Consider the following 22,118-nt stretch of genomic DNA (forward strand, 5'->3'; position numbering starts at 1 on the left):
CGCCATGTGGAACAGCCTTGTCCGGCCGAGTTCTCTGTGATTTCGTCACATCGCCCGCCGATCCGGCACCGCGGTTCACGAGGGTCGGCCAGGACGGCGTCCGCGAATGACACCGCGCGTCCTCTCCTTCGCATTCCCTCCGCGCGATAAACCCCTTCTCCCGCGCCGAGTAATTTCCGCGGACCAGCGGACGATCCGTCATGTCCGTCCTTTCGCCGGAATGGCGGACCGGAGAGGAAGGCCCGCAGAGGAAAGCCCCGTACACGCGCCCCGCGCGTCCGATCCCGAAGGAAGCCACCGTGCCCCAGCGAGCCCCGGCCGCCGGCGTCGAGAACGCCCCGGAAGACCACGGCCCGCTGTACACCGCCTTCCTGGCGGCGGCGCTCGCCGCACCGGACGCGCCCGCCGTCGTCGGTCTCGACGGGGCGGTGTCGTCGTACGCGACCCTGCTCGACGCGGTGGAGAGCGCCGCCGGACGGCTGGCGGCGGAACTCGACGAGGGCGACGTCCTGGGCCTCGCCGTCGGCGACCCGGTCGCCTTCGTGGCGCTCTATCTCGCCGCGGCGAAGCTCCACGTCGTCACGGTGCTCCTCGACAGCCGGCTCTCCGAGCGGGAACGGGAGCGCGGCTGCGCCAGGTTCGACCTGACCGTGCTGGCCGTGGACGGCCCCGGACCGGACGGCGGACCCGGCGCCTTCCGCCTGGACCCCGTGCCCGGTGCCGCACGGCATCGCGAGCGGGCCGCGGAGGGCTACGTACCCGGGGACTTCGTCGTGCACTGCACCTCCGGCTCGACGGGCGAGCCGAAGGGCATCGTCATGAGCCAGGCGGCCGTCGCGGCCCGGGTCCGGCTGTGGAGCGGCGAGCTGGCGCTCACCGCCTCGGACGTGGTGCTGTGCGCGCTGCCGCTGTCGCACTGCCACGGCATCGACATCCTGGCGCTGCCGGGCCTCCTGAACGGTGCGACGGTGGTGTTCGCCCGCGGCGACCGGCTGACGGGGCGGGGGCTCGCCCGGCTCGTCGAGACACACGCCGTCACGGTGGTCAGCGGACTGCCCGTCATGTACCGGATGCTCACCTCGGCGCGCGGGGTGCCCGCGACGGCGCTCCGCACCCTCCGCCTCGCCGTCTCCGGCAGCGCGCCGCTCGGGACGAGCACCCAGGAGGCGTTCCTGGAGCGGTACGGCCTGCCGCTGCGGCAGGTGTACGGGCTCTCCGAGATCGGCGCCATCTGCTTCGACAAGGCGTACGTCGGCAGGAACTCCATCGGCACGCCCATCGCCGGGGTCGAACACCGGCTCCAGCCGGTGGACGGCGAGGACACCGAAGGCGCCGACAGCACCGACAGCACCGACAGCACCGACAGCGCGGACGTGCGCGAGCTCTGGGTGCGCGGTCCCGCGCTCGCCCGGGGCTACTACCGGGACCCCGCCCAGACCGCCGAGATGTTCGAGGACGGCTGGCTGCGGACCCACGACCTCGTCCGGGCCGACGAGGACGGCTGGTACGTCCTCGGCCGCCGGTCGGGCTTCGTCAACGTCGCCGGGCACAAGGTCGGCCCGCTGGAGATCGAGGCCGCGCTGCGCGAGTGCCCCGGGGTGCTGGAGAGCGCGGTCGTCGGCGTCCCGGACCCCCGGACCACCGAGCGGGTCGCGGCCCTGCTCGTCGTCGAGCGCGACGCCGACCTGGGCGCGGTGCGGCGGCGGCTCGCCGAGCGGCTGCTCCCCCACCAGCTGCCGCAGCGGTACGAACTGGCCGCCGCGCTGCCGCGCACACCGCTCGGCAAGACCGACTACGCCGCCGTGAGGGAACTCATGCGCACCGAGGAGAGGAACGCCGAATGACCACCGGCCTGATCGAGGACGACGTCCTCCCGGACGCGCGGGAACGGCTCGACGGTGTGGCGGACGGACTCCACGCCGCGCTCACGGCCGGCACACCGGAGGAGTACGAGCGGGACGCGGGCCCGGTGTTCGCGCTCCTCAAGCGGACCCGCGCCACGACGATGCTCGTCCCGGCGGAGTGCGGCGGCAAGGGGATGACGGCCGAGGCCGCGGTGCGCTTCCAGGTCGCGCTCGGCCGGTCGGCCCCCTCCGCGGCCATCGCGACGACCATGCACCACTACAAGATCGCCGCGCTCGGCCAGGTGGCGGCAGGCGGCGACGAGGGCGCCCGGACCATCCTGCGGGGCATCGCCCGCGACGCCCGGCTCATCGCCTCCGGAGGCGCCGAGTCGACACCCGGCCGGGACCTGCGGAACCTCGGCAGCCAGGCGGTGCGCGACGCCTCCGGCTACCGCGTCAGCGGTCTCAAGCGGCCCTGCTCCCTGTCCGGCAGCATGGACGTGCTGTCGCTGATGGTCGAGCTGCGCGCGCCGGACGGCTCGCCCGAGGGCTTCGCCCAGGCGTTCGTGGACGCCGCCGCCGAGGGAGTGGAGCGCGAGCCGTTCTGGCGCAGCCCCCTGTTCCTCGCCGCGGAGAGCCACGCGGTCCGCCTCTCGGACGTCCGCGTGCCGCCGGACCAGGTCTTCCCCCTGCGGGGCGAGACGGGCCGGCTCTTCGCCTCCGACTGCTACAGCTGGTTCCAGCTGCTGATCAGCGCCTCCTACCTCGGGGTCGCCCACTGTCTGGCCGAGGCCACGCCCCCGGGGCGGCGGCTCGGCTCGCGCGGCTGGACCGGCGCCACGGCGGGGCTCCGCGCCCTGGAGGCCGGTCTCCTCGAAGCGGCCCGCGCCACCGACGCCGGCGCCCCCGCCGGGGACCGGCTCAACCTGGCGGTGGCGGCCCGGGACCGGGTCGAGGATGCGATCGGCGGCATCGGCGCCCGGCTGCTGCGGGCCGCGGGCGGCGCCGCCTTCGCCCGCACCTCCTTCCACACCCTCCTCGCCGGCGGCCTGAACGCCCTCGCGTTCCACCCGCCGCAGCGGGGCGCCCGTGACGGCATCGGCCTGGAGTCCCTGCACCCCGACGTGAAGGACCGCGACTGATCGTGTACACCAAAGAGCAGTTCAGCCTGCCCCTGCCGGCCATGCGCGACTTCGTCCGGGCCAAGTCGTTCGGAGTGCTGGCCACCCACCACGCCGGAGAGGTCTTCACCTCGCCGCTCCCCATCGACCTGCGCGAGACCGCGGACGGCGAACTCTTCGTCGCGGGGCACGTGGCCCGCGCCAACGGCATGTCGGCCGTCTTCGAGACCGGGGCCCCCGCCACGATCACCGTGCTCGGCCCCGACACGTACGTCCCCGCCGAGTGGTTCGGCACCCGCAGCCGCATCCCCACCTGGCTCTACTGCGCGGTGGAGATCTCCGGCCGGCTCGAACTCAGCGACGACACCCGCAAGCGCGCCGACGTCGAGGTGCTGATCGACCGGCTCCAGGGGGACGCCGTCCCCGGGTCCACCTGGACCCTGGACGAGATCCCCGCGCACCTCTCCGAGGAGTATCTGAAGCACATCGTCGGCTACCGCCTGCTCGACCTGCGCCTCACCTCGTGCTTCCGGCTGAACCAGGGCAAGGACGGCATGGAGAGCCTGGCCGACGCCCTGCGGTCCGCCGGCGACAGCGCCCGCCGCGAGCTGGCGGACCTCACCCTCGCCCCGCCCACCGCGGATGCGGACCCCACTCCCGCCCCGCCCACCGCGGGTCCGGACCGCTCCGCCTCATGAGCGTGGAGGACCGGCTCGGCCGGCTGCTCGCCCTCCCGCCGAGCGACCGGATCGCCGTCGAATGGTGCGGGGAGCGGCTGACGTACGCCGGACTCGCCTCCGCCGTCGACACGCTGGCGCGCGCCCTCGGGGAGCGCGGCGCGGCGGGCACCCACGTGCTCGTGCTCGGCCCGCTGAGCCCGGCCTACGTCGTCGGGCTCCTGGCGGCGCTGCGCAGCGGCGCCGTCCCCGTCCCGGTCGACTCCGGCATGGAGGCCGGCCAGTACGCGTGGGCCGAGCGGATCGCCGCCCCCTCGGCCGTCCTGAGCAGCGACGTGTCCCCGGCGGCCCACTACCGGGGCGTCGGCGCCCCGGACGAGTGGGTGCTGGAGTCCTCCACCGGCCGTGTCCTCCTCGACCTCCCCGCCCGGCACCGCACCCGGCCCGTCCGGCGCCACGCGGCCCCCGACGCCGGCTATCTCATCCCCACGTCCGGTTCGACGGGCGTCCCGAAGGCGGTGGTGGGCAGCCGCGCCGGGCTCGGCGCGTTCCTGTCGTGGTTCGTCACCGAGTTCGGCCTCCGGAGCACGGACGTCTGCGCCGCCGTCACCCGGGTCAACTTCGACCCCTCGCTGCGCGAACTCCTGGCCGTCCTGGCCGTGGGCGGCCGGCTCGCGCTGCCCGAGGTCGACGCCCAGCTGGACCTGAGGGCCCTCGCGGACCATCTGGTGCGCAGCGGGGCGACCCTCGCCTTCCTCGTCCCCTCGCTCGCGCGGCGGGTCGCCGGCGTCCTGGGCGCGGAGTCGGCCCGCCTCGACCACCTGCGCCTGGGCTTCTTCGCCGGCGAGGTCCTTCCGGCACGGGTGGCCGAGGAGTGGCGCGCGCTCGCGCCCGGCGCCGAGTTCGTGAACCTGTACGGGATGACCGAGGGCACCCTCGCGCAGCTGTTCCGGCGGGGTGTCCGGGGCACCGGGGACGCTCCCGAGGAGGGCGTGCCCGTCGGCTCCGCCCGTCCGGGCGTCCGCGTCACCATCGACCGGCCCGACGCCGAGGGACGCGGCGAGGTGCTCATCACCTCGACCGCGCCGGCGCTCGGCACCCTGGCCGAGGGCGACGGCGAGGAACCGGGGACGTTCCGCGTCGCTCCCATGGAGCCCGTGCTGCGCACCGGCGACAGCGGATACCTCACCACCCGGGGCGAGCTGGTGGTGACCGGCCGCCTCGGGAACGACCTGAAGGTCTCCGGCCGGCGGGTCTCGTACCACCGTTTCGTCGACGAGGTCGAGGAACTGCCCGGCGTCCGGCAGTGCGTCGTCGTCGACCGGCAGGGCCCGCACGTCTTCCTGGCCGTGGACGACCCCACCGGCGCCGGGACGGAGCCGCTGCGCGCCCTGGTGGAGGAGACGGCCCGACGGCTGCGGCTGCCCCGGCCCGCCGTTCATCTGCGCGGCGCGTTCCCGCTGCTGCGCAGCGGAAAGGTCGACCGGATGGCGCTGGCCGCGTCGGCCCCGGACGCGTCGCCCCGCGAGTCTCAGGGCGCCGGCAGCGCCATGGACGTCGCCGGGACACTGCGCGGACTCCTCGGCCTCGCCGCCGCCCCCGCTTCCCCGGTCTCCTTCGTCGACGCGGGGCTGACCTCGCTGGACATGATGGAGTTCGTTCTGGAGGTGAACCGGCGGTACGGCGTGGACCTCTCGGTGCGGGACTGCTTCGCCCACCGGGACGTCGACGCCCTGAGCCGGGCGATCGAGCGTGCCCGCGGCCCCGTCGCGTCCGCCGTCGCGGCCCCCGAGCCCCGCCCGGGCACCTCCGACGGCTCCGGCGTCCTTCCCCTGTCGGCCCGTCAGCGGGCGTACATGGCCCTCTGCATGGCGGACGGGAACGCCGACTGGTGCAACATCTCCCGCGAGATCCGGGTCGCGGCGACCGTGTCCCGAGCCGACGTGGAGAAGGCGGTCGACGCCCTCGTCGCCCGCCACGACGTCCTCAGGCTCTCCCTGACGGCGGACCGGCGCCACCAGCTCCACCGCGAGGCCGCCGAAGTGCGCTGCCCGGTCGCGGTCCACGAGCGCACCGGCGCCGGCGACCCGGCGGGGGGCGGGCACCGCGCACGGGTCCAGGAGGCCCGCGTCCGGGCGGTGTCGGAGCTGATCGACCCCACCGACCCTCCTCCGCTCAGGGTGGTCGTCGTCCCCGGTGACGACACGACCTCCGTCCTCGTCGTCGCCCACCACCTGTTCGTCGACGGGCTGAGCCTGGACCTGATCACCGGCGAGCTCCGGTCCCTGCTGGCGGCGAAGCCCGTCGGCCCCGCCCCGCCGCCGCACGGCTTCCGGGACTACTGCCGGGCGACCGCGCGGGTCGCGGACGGGCGGGGTCCGGAGGCCGCGTACTGGCGGGAACTCCTCCAGGGCGCCGGCCAGATCGAGCTGCCGGAGGCCGCCGGCGAGGAGGCGCGCGCCGGCGAGCTGGTCTCGCGCCCCTTCGGCGTCACCGGCACCCGGGCCGCCCACCGGATCGCGGGGGCACACGGGGTCTCGGTCTTCGCCGTGGTGCTGGCCGCCTTCGAGCGGGCCGTCGCCCGGACCTTCGGGCTCGGCCCGCTGACCCTCGTCGTTCCCGTCCAGGTGCGGGAGGGCGTGCGGCCCGGCACCGCCGGCATGTTCACGAGCCAGCTCGTCGTCCGCGCCCGGGACGCGGGGGACCTCACCGAGCGCGCGGGCGAGTTCGCCCGGCAGCTGGAGGCCGGCGCGGACCACAGCGCCTGGGAGTTCGACCAGCGGGCCGAGGACCTGGGCCTCGCCGGCGCGGAGTGCTTCCCCCTGTCGACGGTGCTCTTCAACCAGCACCCGGGACCGCGCGGCCTGCGCGCCCGCGACCTCGGGTCCTGGCGGCCCCGGTCGCTCGGCAGGTCGCTGCGCTACCAGCTCCAGGGCGAACTCCAGATGTCGGCGGGCGAGCTGGCGCTGACCTACTACTACCGGCGGGGGATCGCCGTGGCCCGGCCCGATGTGATCGACCGGGTCCACGCGGCCGTCCTCGCGGCACTGTGCGACGCAGGGGGAGATCCGCATGAACGATGAGACGACGGCCGTACCCACCGACGCCGAGGCACGGCTCCTCGTCCACCGGGCGGGCCGGACACCGGTGTACGCCTACAGCCGGTCGGCGCTGGGCGACGCCGTGGCGCGGGTCCGCGCGGCCTCGCCCCGGGGGGCCGGCCTCTACTACTCGCTGAAGGCCAATCCGTACCCCGGGGTCGTCAACGCGCTGGCGCCGCTGGTGGACGGCTTCGACGTCTGCTCGCTCGCCGAGATGGAGACGGCGCTGAACGCCGGGACGCCGCCGGACAGGGTGCTGTTCACCGGTCCGGCGAAGTCCCGGACGGAGGCGGCGGCGGCCCTGGCCGCCGGCGTCGCGGTGACGGTCGAATCGCCGCGCCAGGCCGACCTGTTCGCCGAGACGGCCCGCGAACTCGGGGTGGCCGGGCACGGCGTGATCCGGCTCAACGTCCCCTACCCGGGCCGGACTCCGGACGCCGACCCCTCGCCGAACCAGTTCGGGGTGGCCGAGGAGGATCTGGCCGAGGTGGTCGGCACGCTGCGCGCCTCGCCCGTGACGATCCGGGGCCTCCAGCTGTTCTGGGGCTCCCAGTACAGCGACCCCGAGGTCGTCCTCGCCGCCCGGAAGGCGGTGACGGAGCGCGCGCGGGCGGTCGTCGAACGGTTCGGCCTCACCCTCGACCTCGTCTCCATCGGCGGCGGCATCGCGATGCGGTGGCGCGACCGCGACCCCGCCGTCGACTGGTCCCGGCTGTCGGAGACGGAGGACGCCCACCGGACTCCGGAGACGGAGGACGCCCACCGGGCTCCGGAGGCGGACGGCGGACGGCTGCCGCTCGTCTGCGAGTACGGGCGGTCCCTCGCGGGCCCGGCCGGCAGCCTGCTGACCACCGTCCTCGACACCAAGACGATCGGCGACCGCAGGTACGTCCTCGTCGACGCCGGGATGAACGACCTCCTCCTCGCGAGCCGCCTGCTGTCCGGCGGCGACCGGGGCGAGCTCCGCGTCCGCGTGGTGGGCGGGGAGGGGCGGCCGACGGTCCGCCACGTCCATGTGACGGGCCCGCTCTGCTCCCAGCTCGACGTGCTGGCCGAGGACATCGAGCTGCCCGAGGTGGAGCCCGGCGACCTGCTCCTGTTCCCCGGCGTGGGCGCGTACGGACCGAGCTTCAGCCCCGGCGGATTCCTGAGCCGCGACAAGGTGAGAGAGATCGTCTTCTGACATGAGTGACACCACTCCGCGGGGAACCGGCGGCGCCCGCGCGCGGGAGCGGCTGAGCCCGATCCAGCGCGCCTACCTGGTCGGCGGCCAGGACGGCCTCGAACTCAGCGGGCCGGCCCGCTACTACCTGAGCTGCGACCTCGACCCGGACAAGGCGGCCGGGATCGGGGACCGGCTGCGCCGGCTCGTCCGGGACAACACCGTCCTGCGTCTGCGCAAGGCCGCCGACCTCTCCCTCACGGAGCTGGCCGAGGACGTCGCACGGGACGTCGACGCCCGCCTCCGCTGGGTCGACGACGCCGACTTCGACGCGGCCGACGACAAGGTCCGCCGGGCCTGTACCTCCGACGCGTTCGCCTTCGGCGACTGGCCGCAGTTCGAGGTGTCCGTCGTACGCTCGGCCCACCGGGCCAGGCTCCATCTGGTGTACGCCCTGTGGCTGATGGACGCGGCGTCGCTCGGCGTGTTCCTCACGGAGCTGGTGACGGCCGGGGACGAACCGGGCGACCGGGCCTCCACGGACGCCGCCCCGATCACCGTACCGGCCTCCATGGACCCCGCTCCGATCACCGTACCGGCCTCCCCGCACGCCGCCCCGAGCGCCGTACCGGCCTCCGGCCACCCCACCCCGAGCACCATACCGACCTCCCCGCACCCCGCCCCCGCCGGCGGCGTGCGGCCCGCGCCCCGCCGTGACCGTTCCGCACGCGACGAGCGGTTCTGGCGCGCGCGGGCGGCGGAACTCCCCGACGCCGCCGAGCTGCCGCTGCGGCCCGCGTGGCGTTCCGCGGGGCCGGCGGTCTCCCATCGCGTGATCACCCTCGCCCCGGCCACGGCGGCGCGGATCGACGCGCTCGCCGGCCACCACGCGCTCACCCCCTCCATGGTCTACCTCGCGGCCTACGGCGCCGTCCTCGGCAGGCTCGGCGGCGGGTCGCCCCACACCGTCACCGTCCTGCACTCGCGTCACACGGGCCCCGTGGTCGCCTCCTCCCTCGGGAACCGGGGCAGCACGATGCCGCTGGAGATACCCGGGACGACCGGGCAGAGCTTCCTGGACCTCGCCAGGACCGTCCAGAGCCGGTATCTCGGCCAGGCCATGCACGGCTCGCTGAGCGGCGCCGAGATCGCCCGGCTCGCGGACCCCGCCGCCGATCTGCGACGGCTCGCCCACCCCTTCGCGTTCACGGCGCTCGACGTCGACAGCGCGCGCGAGGCCGCCCTCGGTCTGCGCCGCCGCTGGGACGACGTCCAGCTGCGGGTGCCCCAGGTACTGATCGACCACCAGGTCGTCAGGGAGTCCGACGGCACCGTACGGCTGGGCTTCGACTGGCGGACGGACTGCTTCGACGACGGCTTCGCCGAGGACTTCGTGGCGCGGTGCGAGGAGTTCGTCCACGAGCTCGCCGCGTCCGGCGAGCACTGGACGCGGCTCCCGGCCCGCTCCCCGGAGCCCCGGTCACAGCGGACGCCCACCAAGGCCGCGCCCCCCGCCGACACCCTCCACCAGCGCGTCCTGCGGTGTGCGGCCGACCGGCCCGACGCGCCCGCCGTCCACGACGAGCGGGGCACCCTCAGCTACGCCGAGCTGACCGGACAGGCCCACGCGCTCGCCCAGTCGCTCCTGGACGCCGGGGCGCGCCCCGGCGACCGGGTCGCCGTCCACCTGCCCCGGGGACGCGGCCAGGTCGTCGCGATGCTCGGCAGCCTGCTCGCCGGCTGTACGTACGTCCCGCTGGACCACGCCACGCCCGACGGGCGCCTCGACGGCATCGCCCGCCGCGGAGCCGTACGCTTCGCCGTCACCGCCGGCGGCCCCGCGGAGGACGCGCGCTGGGCGGAGCGCGGGGTGCGCCCGCTGGCGCTCCCCGCGCGCGGGACCGCGTCGGGCACCCCGCGACCGGCCGCCGCGCCCCACCCCACCGCCTACGTCATCTTCACGTCGGGCTCGACGGGCGAGCCCAAGGGCGTGGTGATCTCCCACACGGCGGTCCTGAACACCATCGACGCGGTGAACGCGGAGTTCGGCGTCACCGAGGCGGACCGGGTGCTCTCCGTCTCCTCGGCCGGCTTCGACCTCTCCGTGTACGACGTCTTCGGCCCCCTGGTGCGCGGCGGCTCCGTGGTGATGCTCTCGGAGGAGAGCGCCAAGAACCCCGCGCGGTGGGCGGGGCTGATCGAGCGCCACGGGGTGACCCTGTGGAACTCCGCCCCCGCGCTGGCGTCCCTGCTGGCGGAGGAGCGGGCCGCCGTCCCGACCGTGCGGGCCTTCCTGCTGAGCGGCGACTGGATTCCCCTGACGCTGCCGGCGGCGCTGCGGCGCCTGGCGCCGGAGGCCGAGGTCTGCTCCCTCGGCGGTGCGACCGAGGGCTCCATCTGGTCCGTCTTCCACCGCGTCGAGGAGGCGGACGCCGACGGGCGGTCGATCCCCTATGGCAGGGCCCTGCCGGGCCAGGAGATCCTCGTCCTCGACGCCGAGCGCGGTGAGTGCCCGGACTGGCAGATCGGCGAGATCCACATCGCCGGAGCGGGCGTGGCCGACGGCTACGCGAACGATCCCGTGAAGACCGCCGCCGCGTTCGGCGACGACCCGGTGTACGGGCGGCTCTACCGCACCGGGGACCGTGGCCGCCGTCACCCGGGCGGCGTCGTGGAGTTCCTGGGGCGCACCGACAGCCAGGTGAAGCTGAACGGGCACCGGGTGGAGCTGGGCGAGATCGAGCACCTGATCGAGAAGGTGCCCGGGGTCGGCCGGTGCGCCGTCGCCGTCCGGGACGGCGGCCGGCGCAGGCGGCTCGTCGCCTGCGTCACCCTCGACGGGGACGCGCCGGCCGGCTGGCGGCAGGACGTGCTCACGGCGCTCGGGAACGCCGTGCCCTCCTACATGATCCCCGAGGCGCTGCTCGCCCTGGACGAGCTGCCGCTGAACGGCAACGGGAAACTGGACCGTCGCCGGCTCGAAGAACTCCCCTGGGACGACAGCGACACGGCCGAGGCGCCCGACACGGCCGGGACGACCGAGGCGCCCGTGGCGGAGCGGGACGTGCTGAGCCACGAGGTCGCGGCCTGCTGGCAGGAGGTGCTGGGCGAGGCCCCGCGCGGAGAGTCCTTCTTCGCCGCGGGCGGGAGCTCGTACGACGCGATCCGGCTCCTCTCGGTGCTGCGGAGCCGGTACGGGCACGACGTGCCGTTCGGCGCGTTCATGACCGCCCCGACGGTCGCGGGCCTGGCCGCCCTCTGCCGCCGGCCCCGCGCCTCGGGCGGCTCCGGGATCTGGACGTACCAGCCGCGCTCCAGTGCCGCTCCCCGTCTGCGGCTCGTCCTCTTCCCGCCGGTGGGCGGCGGGGTGTCCTGCTACGCGGGCCTGGTCGGGGAACTCGCCGACGACATCGACGTGCACCTGGTGGGCCTCGACGCGCCGCTGGCGGAGGGCACCGGCGGCGGGCTGTCCGGGCTCGCCCGGCGCTGCCTCGCGGAGCTGGCCGGCCGGGTGCCGTCCGACGCGGTGCCCCTGGTGTTCGCGGGGTGGTCGTTCGGCGGCGCGCTGGCCCACGAGGCCGCGCGGGTCTCCGAGGCGCCGGTGGCGCGCGTGGTCGTCATCGACACCCCCGTCTCCCCGGCGTCGCGCGGCGGCGGGACCGCCGCCGGGGGCGAGGAGTCGCTGCTCGCCGGGTTCCTCAGGGACATCCGGGAGACCGGCGGCGTACGGCTCGACGCCGGGGAGCTGTCCCGGGACCCGGTGCTCGCCACCCGGTTCGCCGTCTACCGCCAGAACATGACCCTGCTGCGCGACTGGACCCCGGCCGCCCTCACCGTCCCCCTGGTGGAGTTCCGCGCCGGGGACGGCCCCGCCGAGGGCGACCCCGGCGCCTGGGGCCGGTACGCCCGCCGCGAGGAGAGCCCGGTGCTGGCCGGCGGGCACTTCGCCGTCCTCACGGGCGCCAACACGGGGCGGGTCAGGGACGCGATCGAAGGAGTGAAGAGCGATGACCTTGCCTGACGTACGCGCGGCCGTGCTCGCGGAGCTGGACGCCCATGGATACCCCCCGCTCGCCGGTCCCGGCGCGGATCTGGTCGGCCACGGCGTCAATTCGGCCGCCCTGATCCAGATCCTGTCCGCGCTGGAGGACCGCTTCGACGTCGACCTGGACCTGGAGGCGCTGTTCGCGGCCCCGGTCACGGTGTCCCGCCTGGAGGCGGAGATCGTACGCGGCGCGGGAACCGCCGGCCCCACCGGCCGAGCGGACGACGCACCACCCACGGAAGGAACCGACGATGTCCGCGACCGATGAGTACCAGCGGCTGACCCCCTCGGGAATGGGCGCGCTCGTCCCCTGGACCTCCGGCGACACCGTCGGGGACCTGGCCGCACGCGCCAAGGAGGCCGCGCTCGCGAGCGGCTGCGTCCTGGTCCGGGGCCTCGACCTCGACGAGGACGCCTTCAAGCTCCTCGTCCGCTCCCTCGGCGACACGGTCGACCACAAGTTCGGCGAGGGGCAGGCCGACCTCCTCAAGCTCGACGCCTCCCGCGACAAGGGGAAGGTCGTGACGGGCCGCGGCCCGCTGCCGCTGCACACCGACGGCCTCCTCGTCGGCGAGCAGGTCGACCTGATCGTCCTCTACGCGGCGGAGTTCTCGGACGCCCCCGGTTCCGGCGAGACGTACGTCAGCGACCAGCTGACGGCCTGGCGGGAGATGCCCGGGCACCTCCGCCGCGTCCTCGACGCGCACGAGTTCGAGTACCTGGTGAGGGAGCGGGGCTACTTCCCGACCGTCCCCGACGACTGGTACACGATCCCGACCACCCGTGACTACGGGCGGGTGAAGTCCCTGAACCTCACCACCGCCTTCCCCCAGGACGTGGACCAGCGGTCCTGGGAGATCCGGGTGAAGGGGATGGACCCCGCCGGCTCCGACCGGTTCTTCGCGGAGCTCGACGCCTTCCTGCGCTCCGAGCGCTACGCCTACACCCACCGCTGGCAGGTCGGCGACCTGCTGGTCATCGACAACCAGCGGACGCTGCACGGCCGTACCGCCATCGGGGAGGGAGGCACCCGGGTGCTCTTCCGCGGCCAGCTCACCCTGTCCGAGGCGGCCCCGGCACGGTGATGGAGGACCTGCTGCCCGCCCCGCACGTGGTCGCCGAGGTCTTCGGCGACCCGGCCGGCCCGGTGCCGCTCTTCGAGGAGGAGGAGCGGTACGTGGCCGGGGCCGTGCCCGGAAGGCGCCGCGAGTTCGCCACGACCCGCGCCTGCGCGCGGGCCGCCCTGGCACGGCTCGGCGAGGCTCCGGGACCGATTCCGCGCGGCCCCCGGGGCGCCCCGGTGTGGCCGGCGTCGACGGTCGGCAGCATGACGCACTGCGCCGGGTACCGGGCCGCCGTGGTGGCCCGGTCCGACGCGGTGCTGAGCGTCGGCCTGGACGCGGAGCCGAACCAGCCGATCGGCGGCGGGCCGCTGGAAAGGGTGACGAGCCGCCAGGAACGCCTGCATCTCGCCGAGTTGATGGATACCGAGCCCGACGTGTGCTGGGACCGGCTGGTGTTCAGCGCGAAGGAGAGCGTCTACAAGGCATGGCATCCGCTCACCGGCGGCTGGCTCGGTTTCGAGGACGTGACGGTGACCTTCGACGGGCCCGCCCGGTCCTTCACGGCGGCCCTGAACCGGCCCGCTGCCCCGGCGGGCCCTCCCTCGCCGACCCTCTTCCGGGGGGTGTGGGCCGTGCGGCGCGGCCTGCTGCTCACGGCCGTCTCGGTGCCGGCGGACTCCCCCGCCGCCTCCCGGACCCGGCCCCCGGGCCCGACCGCGCCCTGACCCGGCCTCCCCCACCGGTGCGCGCTCCCGCGCGACGCGCCGGATCCCCCTTCCCCCACTTCCCGCCCCGCCCCGTCCCGTCCCGTACAGGAGTCCACGATGCTCAAGCCCCGACAGCCCGCGCCCGCCCTCGACGTCCCCCTGGTCGGCGGCGGCCGCTGGGTCCTCGCCGACCAGCGGCCCGAGAGCTTCACCCTCGTGGTCTTCTACCGGGGCGTGCACTGCCCCCTGTGCCGCGCCCACATCACGGAACTCGACGCCCTCGTGCCCGCGCTGGCCGAGGTCGGGGTGACCTCGGTCGTCGCGGTGAGCGGCGACGGGATCGACCGCGCCGAGCGGGCCGTCGCGGAGTGGGACCTCACCCGCGTGCCCCTCGGGTACGGGCTGAGCGCGGAGGCCATGCGGGAGTGGGGCCTGTACCGGTCGAAGGCGATCAACGAGGGCAATCCGGACGAGTTCAGTGAGCCGGGCCTGTTCCTGGTCCGTCCCGACGGCACCCTGTACGCGGCGGTGCGGACGTCGATGCCCTTCCTGCGCCCTCACCTGGACGAGGTCGTCGAGACCGTCCGGTGGATCAACGAGAACGACTACCCGGCCCGGGGCGAGGTGTGAGCACCTCCGCCGCTTCCCCGTCCGCGCCACCTCACCCCGAAGGCCAGAACATGACTCCCGTCAGCAAGTGGTGCGTCGTCACCAACGTCTCCCTCCCCGACCTCGGACACCTCGCGCAGACCGCCGACCTCGGCGACCTGACCGTGTACCACCGCGGTCCCGAGGGAGTACGCCTGCCCGAGAACCCGCCGTTCACCGTCGACGTCGCCACGCTGGACCCCGACTCCCGCGGCGCCGCCTCGACCCTGCGCGTCGAGCCGGACGCCGTCACCGTCCGCGTCTCGGCGCTCAACGAGAACCCCGTCTACTACGCGGCCAACCGTTCGAGGGGCCTCTTCGCCTACTTCACGGACCTGTTCCTCGCCCCGCTGGTGCTGCCCTCGCTCGGCCTGCCCGTCCGCTTCCTCGGCGCCGGCCCCGTCCACGAGAGCGGCACGCTGCTGGACGGCGTGCTCCGGCTGCGGCACGCCACCGTGCAGCGGACGCGCCGCACCGGCGGGCACTGGCTCACGGAGGCGGGCGACGAGCACGACGTCCTGGCGGACTTCCGCACCCCGCACCGGGACGACCCGCTGGCCGCGGGCGAGGCGCAGCTGGAGGCGCTGGCGGCGGAGATCGCGCGCGTCGACGCGGCCGCTCCGGAGGGCACCGGGTACGCCACGCTGCTGTCCGGGGGCATCGACTCCGGGACGGTGACCTATCTGGCGGCCCGCGCGGGGCTCCCCGTCACCCCGTACAGCGTGGCGAGCCCGTGGGGCGACGAGCTGGAGGACGCGGCCGAGCTGTGCGCGGAGCTCGGCATCGGTCTCGAACCCGTCCACCTGACCGAGGACCAGATCATCGCCTCGATACCGGAGACCGTCCGCTGGCTGGGACTGGCCGACGCCGAGGTGGTCGAGGTCGCGCTGACCGCCACGACGGTGCAGCGGCTCGGCGCGGTCCCGGCGGACAGGGTCCTGCTGACCGGCTACGGCAGCGACCTCGTCAACGCCGGCCTCTACCGCCCCTTCGACCATCGCGACGACCTGATCGAGCAGGTCCTGTCGGCGGTCGACCGCACCCGCCGCAGCAACGAGCTGTCCAACCGGATGCCGCTCGCGTACGGCACGACCACCCGGCATCCCTTCTGGGCGTGGCCGGTGATGCGGGTCGCGCTGGAGACCACCCCCGAGTGCAAGGTCCGTGAGGGCCGGGAGAAGTACCACCTGCGCACGGCGATGGGCCGCCGCGTCCCCGAGCCGATCGCGTGGCGCAAGAAGATCGCCGTCCACCACGGCGGCGGTCTCCAGGACGGTGTGGCGCGGCGCCTGGAGAAGGAGACCGGCACCCAGGACCGGCAGGCCGTCTACCTGGCCTGTTTCGCCGGGCTCCTGGACCGGGCGGCGCGGGGCGAGCTCGATCCCGCGGACCCCTGGGAGCTCTTCGAGGGCGCCCTCCGCGCGGTCCGCTCCCGCTGAGGGGGCAGACCACCGCTCGTACGAGAAGAGCCGCGGCGACACGGCGAAGAGCCGGGACCGTTCGCCCGTTCCGGCGAAGCCCGGCCCGGGAGACTCCCTCCCGGGCCCCGCGCCTGGAAGTCTGCCCCCATGGCGCAGACCCAGTGGACGGAAGAACGCATCGGGCAGTTCGTGGCGGTCGACCCCGTGGTGGACCGGATGCGGTCGCTGCGGGCGGCCTGGCACCCGGCCGACGGGGTCGCCGTCTTCAACCGGGTGTACCTGACCGTCACCGAGGAGATCGGCCACGCCATCGAGGCGGGCGCCTTCGAGGACCGGCGGGCGGCCGCCACCCTGGACGTGCGGTTCGCCGAGCGGTACCTCGCCGCCGTCGACGCCCACACCTCCGGCGTCCCGGGCCCGGCCTGCTGGCGGCCCCTCTTCCACTACCGCCGCCACCCCGGGGTGACCCCGCTCCAGTTCGCGCTCGCCGGGATCAACGCCCACATCGGGCACGACCTGGCCCTCGCCGTGGTCGACACCTGCGCCACCCTGGAGTGCGGTCCCGCCGACCTGGAGGACGAGTTCGACCGGGTCGGTGACGTCCTCGTCCTCCTTGAGGAGCGGATCCGCGAGGAACTGATGCCGGGCCCGGACCTCCTGGAGATCGCGGACCCGCTGACGCATCTGCTCGGCTGCTGGAGCCTGGACCGGGCCCGCGACGGGGCCTGGCTGGCCGCCCGCTCCCTGTGGCAGCTGCGGGCGCTGCCCGGTCTCGCGGGCGAGTTCACCGAGCGGCTCGACCGCTCGGTGGGCCTGGTGGGGCGGATGCTGCTCACGCCCCTGTCCAGGCCCTGAGCCCCGTACGGGCCCCCGGCCCGAACCCGTACGGATCCGGCCCCGGCCCGGACGGACTCAGTCCTCCGGCAGCTCGACCGGGGCGATCTCCTCGTAGACGTCGCCCGGGCCCGGGTTCGTGCCGTCGGTCGCGCCGCCGAAGTGGTGCATCACGCCCCACACCGCGTTGAGCGCCGTCTGGACCGCGCCCTCGGCCCAGCCGGCCGTCCACGAGATGTCGTCGCCGGCGAGGAAGATGCCCCGCTTGTCCTCGGGCAGGCGGTCCTGCATGAAGTGGGTGAAGAGGCGCCGCTGGTAGCGGTAGTGGCCCGGCAGGTTGGCCTTGAAGGCGCCCATGAAGTAGGGCTCGTTCTCCCAGGAGACCGTCACCGGGTTGCCGATGATGTGCTTCCGGATGTCGACCTTCGGGTAGATCTCGCCGAGCGACTTCAGCATGACCTCCATCCGCTCGTTGGCGGAGAGCGGCAGCCACTTGAGGCTGTCGTCGCACCACGTGTACGAGAGGCAGATGACGGCCGGCTTGTCCGGGCCGTCGTCCAGCAGGTACGTGCCGCGGGTCATCCGGTCGGTGAGCGTCATCGACATGACGTCCCGGCCCGTCTCCTCGTCCTTGTCCAGCCAGAACGGCCGGTCCACCGGCACGAAGAGCTTCGAGGACTCCATGTAGTGCGTGCGCTCGATCGCCGTCCAGTGGTCGATCGGGAAGAGCGAGTCGTCGCAGGCGATCTTGGACAGCAGCATCCACGACTGGGCGGTGAAGATCGCCGCCTGGTAGGTGCGGATGTCGCCGGAGGAGTCGGTGACGGTGATCCGGTTGCCGGCCGCGCGGGTCAGCCGGGTCACGGCCGGCTTCGGGAGCCCGCCGTCGTGCAGGGAGGCCAGCGAGGTGCCCTGCGCCCAGTGGACGATCTTCTCCGGCTCGCGCTCCCACAGGCGCAGCGGCAGCTGCTGCGAGCCGCCGACGATGCCGCGGTGGTGGTCGTCCGCCTCGGTGTAGACGACCCGGAGGATCTCCAGGATGGAGTTGGGGAAGTCGGTGTCCCAGCCGCCGGTGCCGAAGCCGACCTGGCCGAAGATCTCGCGGTGCCGGAAGGACTTGAACGCCTCGGAGTCGCAGAGGAAGCCGTAGAAGGTCTGGTTGTCGAGCTTCTCGACGAGCCGCGACCAGATCTCGCGGATCCGGGGGACGTCGCGCTCGCGCATCGCCCGGTTCATGTCGGAGAAGTCGGCGCCCTCGTCGAGGCACTTGTTCCAGGCGGCGGCGACGTCGCGGTAGACCTGCGGCAGGTCGTCGACGGTCTCGGCGTAGTGCGACTCGCCCTTGAGGTCGACCACGGTCGAGGGGGTGGCCTCGGCCAGCGGGTTCGGGAACGGCGAGGTCGTCAGGCCGACGAGGTCGATGTAGTGCTGGAGCGCGGTGGAGGAGGGCGGGAAGCGCATGGCGCCCATCTCCGCCGTCAGCCCCTCGGTCTCCGGGCCCTCGAAGCCCACCGTGCGGAGCCGGCCGCCGATCTGGTCGGCCTCGTAGACGACGGGCTTGAGGCCCATCTTCATCAGCTCGTACGCGGCGATGATGCCGGACAGGCCGCCGCCGACGACCGCGACCTCGGCGCCGTGCTCGGTCGCGGGTATCTGGCCGAGGCCGGCCGGGTGCGCCAGGAAGTCGTCGTACGCGTACGGGAAGTCCGGGCCGAACATGGTGATCGGCGGCTGCTGCTCGTCGGCGTGCTCGACGGCGTTGGGCACGGTGGACGTCATGGGGTACGGACTCCTAGCACGGGGGTGGGGCGGGAAGTGAAGGGGCGGGCCGGGGCGGGGCTGCGGGGACGGCTCACACGAGGGAGCCGTACAGGCCCGGCCTGCGGTCGCGGAGGTACGGGTTCTCCGCGCGGGAGGCCGCCAGGGCCTCGGGGTCGACGTCGCCGATGACGAGGTCCTCGCCCCGGCCCGCGCGGGTCCTCGCGGTGCCGTCGGGGCCCGCGAGCACCGAGAGGCCGACGAACTCGAAGTCGCCCTCGGCGCCGGCCCGGTTGGCGTACGCGATGTACAGCTGGTTCTCGAAGGCGCGCACCGGGACCACGGACAGCGGCACGATCTCGGCGGGGTGCATCAGCGCGGTCGGCACGAGGAGGAGGTCGGTGCCGGCCAGCGCCTGCGCCCGGACGTTCTCGGGGAACTCGACGTCGTAGCAGATCATCAGGCCTACGGTGAGGTCGCCGACGCGGGCCTGGACCAGCGGCTGGTCGCCTGGGGTGAACCACTTCAGCTCGAAGTCGCCGAAGAGGTGGGTCTTGCGGTAGTGCGCGAGCGGGGCGCCGTCGGCGCCGAAGAGGGCGGCCGCGTTGTAGATCACGCCGTGCCGCTCGGTGTCGCGCTCCGGGTAGCCGTAGCCGATGGCCAGGCCGTGGCGGGCGGCGATGGCGGCGACCTCGCGGGCGGAGGGGCCGTCGGCCGGCTCGGCCAGGCGGGCGATGTCGGCGCCGATCGCGTAGCCGGTGAGGAAGAGCTCGGGGGCGAGGAGCACGCCCGCCCCGGCGGCCGCGGCGCGGCCGGCCGCCTCGTCGAGGATCCGCAGGTTGGCGGTCACGTCACCGAGCCGGCCGGAGCTCTGGAGCAGGGCGGTGCGCAGCGCGGGCATGGTGAGTCCTCGTGGGGGCGGAGGGGAGGGAGGGGGGTCTCGGGGAGACGTTCAAAACGGTACGGTTCCGGGCGCGGCACGGACAAGACGGGACCGTTGCGGACCGACCGTCGAACCATTGCGCGATGTGCGACCTGAGCGGTGATTCGTTGCGCCGCGATCAGACCGGGGTCGTACGCGCCGCGCGACCGGCGGCGTACCCCCGGATCGTCCGCCGGCGCGACGACCGGACGGGGCCCGGGCGGAAGAGTGGGACGCGTCCGATCGACCTGCCGGAAGGACCGCCATGAACCGCCGTACGAAGATCGCCGCCGTCGCCTTCGCCCTGCTGATCGGGGCCGGGGCGGCGGGCGCCGCCACCGCCTCGTCGCCCGCGCCGGCGGCGGGTGTGCGGGAGGCCGCCGCGCTGACCGGGACGGCCAAGCTGTTCCGGCCCGCGCCGGCCGACGACGACATCACCTTCAGCTTCGACGCCCATCTGGCGAGCGAGGACCGCGCCGACCCGCAGGCCGCGACCGGCACGTTCCGCTGGAGCCACTACACGCGGGGGACCGGCGGCTACGCGGTGGCGAAGGTGGACTGCCTGGTCACCGGCGGGAAGGTGGCCGTGGTGACGGGGGTCGTCTTCGACACCGACGTGAAGGAGCTGCGGAAGAAGCGGGTCGGCATCACGGTGCACGACCTGGGCGGGCAGGACCGCCTGGGCTACAGCTGGGTCGGCCGGGACACGCGCGCGAAGGTCCCGCCGTGCCTGGGCTCGGCCCCGTTCGAGACGGTGAAGGCCGGCACGGGCGACTTCGACGTGGTGCCGTGGGAGCCCCCGTACCGCCAGTAGGGTCAGGCGGGTGAGCCCGAGGAGAAGCGCCGCAGCAGCGGCGAGAGCACCAGGACGGACTTGGTGCGCTCGACGAAGGGCTCGCCCGCGATCCGCTCCAGGACGCGCTCGAAGTGGCGCATGTCGGAGGCGAAGACCTGGACGACGGCGTCCGCGTCACCGGTGACGGTCGACGCGGACACCACCTCCGGATACCGCTCGAGACCTCGCCGGATGTCGTCCGGCGAGGTGTTGTGGCGGCAGTAGATCTCGACGAACCCCTCCGTCTCCCAGCCGAGCGCCGCCGGGTCCACCCGTACGGTGAAGCCGGTGATGGCGCCCTCGGCCCGGAGCCGGTCCACGCGCCGCTTCACGGCGGGCGCGGAGAGGCCGACCAGCGAGCCGATGTCGGCGTAGCTGCGGCGGGCGTCCTCCGCGAGGGCGTGGACGATGCGTTCGTCGAGGTCGTTGAGTCGCACTACGGGTGGATCACTTCTCTGCGTCGGTGGCCAGTCGGGAGCGGCGCATGCCGTACAGGAAGTAGAACACGAGGCCCGCGGCCATCCAGGCACCGAAGTACGCCCAGGTCTTCCCGCTGAGGCTGTACATGCTGTATCCGCAGCAGATGAAGCCGAGGACGGCGAAGACCGGGCCGAAGGGGACCTTGAAGGAGCGCTCCATGTCGGGGCGGCTGAAGCGGAGCACCACGACGGCGACGTTGACCAGGGCGAACGCGAAGAGCGTGCCGATGCTGGTGGCGTTGACCAGCTCGCCGAGCGGGACCACGGCCGCGAGGCCGCCGCAGAGCAGCGAGACGATGAGGGTGTTGGTGCGCGGGGTGCCGGTCTTCGCGTCGACCTTGCCGAAGACCTTGGGGACGAGGCCGTCGCGGGACATCGCGAAGAGGATGCGGGTCTGGCCGTAGAGGACGGTGAGGACCACGCTGGCGATGGAGATCACGGCGCCCGCGGCGAGCAGGGTGCCCCAGAAGTTCTGGCCGGTGACGTCGTTCATGATCGCGGCGAGGGTGGCGTCGGTGCCCGCGAACTTCTTCCAGTCCCAGGCGCCGACGGCGACGGCCGCGACGAGGACGTACAGCGCGGTCACGATGACGAGCGAGAGCATGATCGCCCGGGGCAGGTCGCGCTTGGGGTTCTTGGCCTCCTCGCCGGCCGTGGAGGCGGCGTCGAAGCCGATGTACGAGAAGAAGAGGATCGCCCCGGCGGCGCCGACGCTCCCGATGCCGAGCGGCATGAAGTCGGAGTAGTTGCCGGACTTGAAGCCCATGAAGCCGACGGCGCAGAAGAGCACCAGGGCGGCGATCTTCACCACGACCATGATCGTGTTGGCGCGGGCGGACTCCTTGGCGCCACCGAGCAGGAACAGCATCGCGAGGACGACGACTATCAGCGCCGGCAGGTTGAAGACACCGCCCTCACCGGGCGGCGCGGAGAGCGCGTCCGGGAGCGTGACGCCGATCGTGCCGTCGAGCAGTTCGTTCAGGTACTCGCCCCAGCCGACGGCCACGGCGGCCACCGAGACGCCGTACTCCAGCATCAGACACCAGCCGCACACCCAGGCGACGAGCTCGCCCATCGTTGCGTACGCATACGAGTAGGAGGAGCCGGCGACGGGGATCGTGCCCGCCAGCTCGGCGTACGAGAGGGCCGAGAAGAGCGCGGTGAGGCCGGCGAAGACGAAGGCGAGCGTCACGGCCGGGCCGGCCTCGGGGACGGCCTCGCCGAGGACGACGAAGATGCCGGTGCCGAGGGTGGCACCGATGCTGATCATGGTCAGCTGCCACATGGAGAGCGAGCGGCGGAGAGAGCCGCCCTCACCCTGTCCACCCTCCGCGACCAGGCGTTCCACCGGCTTGCGGCGGGTGAGGGAGGTGAGGACGGTGGTCTTGCGGGCGGTCGCGGACTCGACCGGTGGGGCTGCGCCGTGATCCAGCACTGCGGAGGCTCCTTATCGCTGCCTGTCGGTACGACGGGGATCGCGACGGCCGCGTGCCGGGTCCG

At 74.0% G+C, this 22,118-nt stretch carries 17 protein-coding genes; 13 read left to right on the forward strand and 4 right to left on the reverse strand.

The genetic code is table 11. The features are described from left to right. Positions 1-299: 299 nt before the first annotated feature. The 12 genes from ACIGHB_RS23780 (at position 300) to ACIGHB_RS23835 (ending at position 16,645) form a co-directional block, all read left to right on the forward strand. The gene (locus ACIGHB_RS23780) at positions 300-1,844 is read left to right on the forward strand and encodes a class I adenylate-forming enzyme family protein (RefSeq protein WP_399915743.1); all 1,545 of its coding nucleotides are present in this window, start codon (positions 300-302) and stop codon (positions 1,842-1,844) included. Next, on the forward strand, positions 1,841-2,986 hold the full coding sequence (locus ACIGHB_RS23785; RefSeq protein ID WP_360317805.1) for an acyl-CoA dehydrogenase family protein: 1,146 nt from the start codon (positions 1,841-1,843) through the stop codon (positions 2,984-2,986). Before ACIGHB_RS23780 ends, ACIGHB_RS23785 begins: the two co-directional genes overlap by 4 nt. Before the next feature lie 2 nt (positions 2,987-2,988). Beyond that, positions 2,989-3,663, forward strand: coding sequence for an FMN-binding negative transcriptional regulator (locus ACIGHB_RS23790; RefSeq protein WP_360317807.1), 675 nt, complete (start codon positions 2,989-2,991; stop codon positions 3,661-3,663). Then, entirely contained in the window at positions 3,660-6,725 is a 3,066-nt protein-coding gene (locus tag ACIGHB_RS23795) for an AMP-binding protein (protein ID WP_399915746.1), read from the forward strand. Before ACIGHB_RS23790 ends, ACIGHB_RS23795 begins: the two co-directional genes overlap by 4 nt. Continuing rightward, the gene (locus tag ACIGHB_RS23800) at positions 6,715-7,926 is read left to right on the forward strand and encodes an alanine racemase (protein WP_399915748.1); all 1,212 of its coding nucleotides are present in this window, start codon (positions 6,715-6,717) and stop codon (positions 7,924-7,926) included. The genes ACIGHB_RS23795 and ACIGHB_RS23800 overlap by 11 nt, the downstream gene beginning before the upstream one ends. Position 7,927: 1 nt before the next feature. After that, the gene (locus ACIGHB_RS23805) at positions 7,928-11,926 is read left to right on the forward strand and encodes an amino acid adenylation domain-containing protein (RefSeq protein ID WP_399915750.1); all 3,999 of its coding nucleotides are present in this window, start codon (positions 7,928-7,930) and stop codon (positions 11,924-11,926) included. After that, positions 11,913-12,218, forward strand: coding sequence for a phosphopantetheine-binding protein (locus tag ACIGHB_RS23810; RefSeq protein WP_391081797.1), 306 nt, complete (start codon positions 11,913-11,915; stop codon positions 12,216-12,218). Before ACIGHB_RS23805 ends, ACIGHB_RS23810 begins: the two co-directional genes overlap by 14 nt. Further along, a complete protein-coding gene (locus ACIGHB_RS23815) occupies positions 12,202-13,035 on the forward strand; it encodes a TauD/TfdA family dioxygenase (protein WP_399915753.1) in 834 nt (277 codons plus the stop codon). The genes ACIGHB_RS23810 and ACIGHB_RS23815 overlap by 17 nt, the downstream gene beginning before the upstream one ends. Continuing rightward, positions 13,035-13,739, forward strand: a complete 705-nt coding sequence (locus ACIGHB_RS23820) for a 4'-phosphopantetheinyl transferase (protein WP_399916123.1) — start codon at positions 13,035-13,037, stop codon at positions 13,737-13,739. Before ACIGHB_RS23815 ends, ACIGHB_RS23820 begins: the two co-directional genes overlap by 1 nt. A gap of 99 nt (positions 13,740-13,838) precedes the next feature. Then, positions 13,839-14,351 (forward strand): peroxiredoxin-like family protein, encoded by a 513-nt coding sequence (locus ACIGHB_RS23825; RefSeq protein WP_360317818.1) that lies wholly within the window; start codon positions 13,839-13,841, stop codon positions 14,349-14,351. Between the two features lie 50 nt (positions 14,352-14,401). Continuing rightward, positions 14,402-15,808 (forward strand): asparagine synthase-related protein, encoded by a 1,407-nt coding sequence (locus tag ACIGHB_RS23830; protein ID WP_399915755.1) that lies wholly within the window; start codon positions 14,402-14,404, stop codon positions 15,806-15,808. A 129-nt stretch (positions 15,809-15,937) separates the two neighbouring features. Then, a complete protein-coding gene (locus ACIGHB_RS23835) occupies positions 15,938-16,645 on the forward strand; it encodes a DUF5995 family protein (RefSeq protein ID WP_360317822.1) in 708 nt (235 codons plus the stop codon). A gap of 57 nt (positions 16,646-16,702) precedes the next feature. On the opposite strand, the gene ACIGHB_RS23840 is transcribed toward ACIGHB_RS23835, so the two are convergent. Continuing rightward, on the reverse strand, positions 16,703-18,403 hold the full coding sequence (locus tag ACIGHB_RS23840; RefSeq protein WP_399915758.1) for a flavin monoamine oxidase family protein: 1,701 nt from the start codon (positions 18,401-18,403) through the stop codon (positions 16,703-16,705). A 73-nt stretch (positions 18,404-18,476) separates the two neighbouring features. Further along, on the reverse strand, positions 18,477-19,283 hold the full coding sequence (locus ACIGHB_RS23845) for a carbon-nitrogen hydrolase family protein (protein WP_360317826.1): 807 nt from the start codon (positions 19,281-19,283) through the stop codon (positions 18,477-18,479). Between the two features lie 286 nt (positions 19,284-19,569). On the opposite strand from ACIGHB_RS23845, the gene ACIGHB_RS23850 reads away from it, so the two are divergent. Then, on the forward strand, positions 19,570-20,118 hold the full coding sequence (locus ACIGHB_RS23850; protein ID WP_399915760.1) for a Repetin: 549 nt from the start codon (positions 19,570-19,572) through the stop codon (positions 20,116-20,118). A 2-nt stretch (positions 20,119-20,120) separates the two neighbouring features. Here the strand turns inward: ACIGHB_RS23850 and ACIGHB_RS23855 are convergent, their stop codons facing one another. Both ACIGHB_RS23855 and ACIGHB_RS23860 read right to left on the reverse strand, forming a co-directional pair. After that, positions 20,121-20,576, reverse strand: a complete 456-nt coding sequence (locus ACIGHB_RS23855) for an Lrp/AsnC family transcriptional regulator (protein ID WP_015032260.1) — start codon at positions 20,574-20,576, stop codon at positions 20,121-20,123. A 10-nt stretch (positions 20,577-20,586) separates the two neighbouring features. Beyond that, the gene (locus tag ACIGHB_RS23860; protein WP_360317830.1) at positions 20,587-22,053 is read right to left on the reverse strand and encodes an amino acid permease; all 1,467 of its coding nucleotides are present in this window, start codon (positions 22,051-22,053) and stop codon (positions 20,587-20,589) included. Between the last annotated feature and the right edge of the window lie 65 nt (positions 22,054-22,118).

The organism is Streptomyces sp. NPDC085460 (assembly GCF_044541975.1).
Lineage (GTDB): Bacteria > Actinomycetota > Actinomycetes > Streptomycetales > Streptomycetaceae > Streptomyces.

What these genes read in the sequence shown, in the direction of transcription:
- ACIGHB_RS23785 (WP_360317805.1), top strand. Translation starts at nt 1,841, where the DNA reads ATGACCACCGGCCTGATCGAGGACGACGTCCTCCCGGACGCGCGGGAA.
- ACIGHB_RS23795 (WP_399915746.1), top strand. Translation starts at nt 3,660, where the DNA reads ATGAGCGTGGAGGACCGGCTCGGCCGGCTGCTCGCCCTCCCGCCGAGC.
- ACIGHB_RS23800 (WP_399915748.1), top strand. Translation starts at nt 6,715, where the DNA reads ATGAACGATGAGACGACGGCCGTACCCACCGACGCCGAGGCACGGCTC.
- ACIGHB_RS23805 (WP_399915750.1), top strand. Translation starts at nt 7,928, where the DNA reads ATGAGTGACACCACTCCGCGGGGAACCGGCGGCGCCCGCGCGCGGGAG.
- ACIGHB_RS23810 (WP_391081797.1), top strand. Translation starts at nt 11,913, where the DNA reads ATGACCTTGCCTGACGTACGCGCGGCCGTGCTCGCGGAGCTGGACGCC.
- ACIGHB_RS23815 (WP_399915753.1), top strand. Translation starts at nt 12,202, where the DNA reads ATGTCCGCGACCGATGAGTACCAGCGGCTGACCCCCTCGGGAATGGGC.
- ACIGHB_RS23820 (WP_399916123.1), top strand. Translation starts at nt 13,035, where the DNA reads ATGGAGGACCTGCTGCCCGCCCCGCACGTGGTCGCCGAGGTCTTCGGC.
- ACIGHB_RS23825 (WP_360317818.1), top strand. Translation starts at nt 13,839, where the DNA reads ATGCTCAAGCCCCGACAGCCCGCGCCCGCCCTCGACGTCCCCCTGGTC.
- ACIGHB_RS23830 (WP_399915755.1), top strand. Translation starts at nt 14,402, where the DNA reads ATGACTCCCGTCAGCAAGTGGTGCGTCGTCACCAACGTCTCCCTCCCC.
- ACIGHB_RS23835 (WP_360317822.1), top strand. Translation starts at nt 15,938, where the DNA reads ATGGCGCAGACCCAGTGGACGGAAGAACGCATCGGGCAGTTCGTGGCG.
- ACIGHB_RS23840 (WP_399915758.1), bottom strand. Translation starts at nt 18,403, where the DNA reads ATGACGTCCACCGTGCCCAACGCCGTCGAGCACGCCGACGAGCAGCAG.
- ACIGHB_RS23845 (WP_360317826.1), bottom strand. Translation starts at nt 19,283, where the DNA reads ATGCCCGCGCTGCGCACCGCCCTGCTCCAGAGCTCCGGCCGGCTCGGT.
- ACIGHB_RS23850 (WP_399915760.1), top strand. Translation starts at nt 19,570, where the DNA reads ATGAACCGCCGTACGAAGATCGCCGCCGTCGCCTTCGCCCTGCTGATC.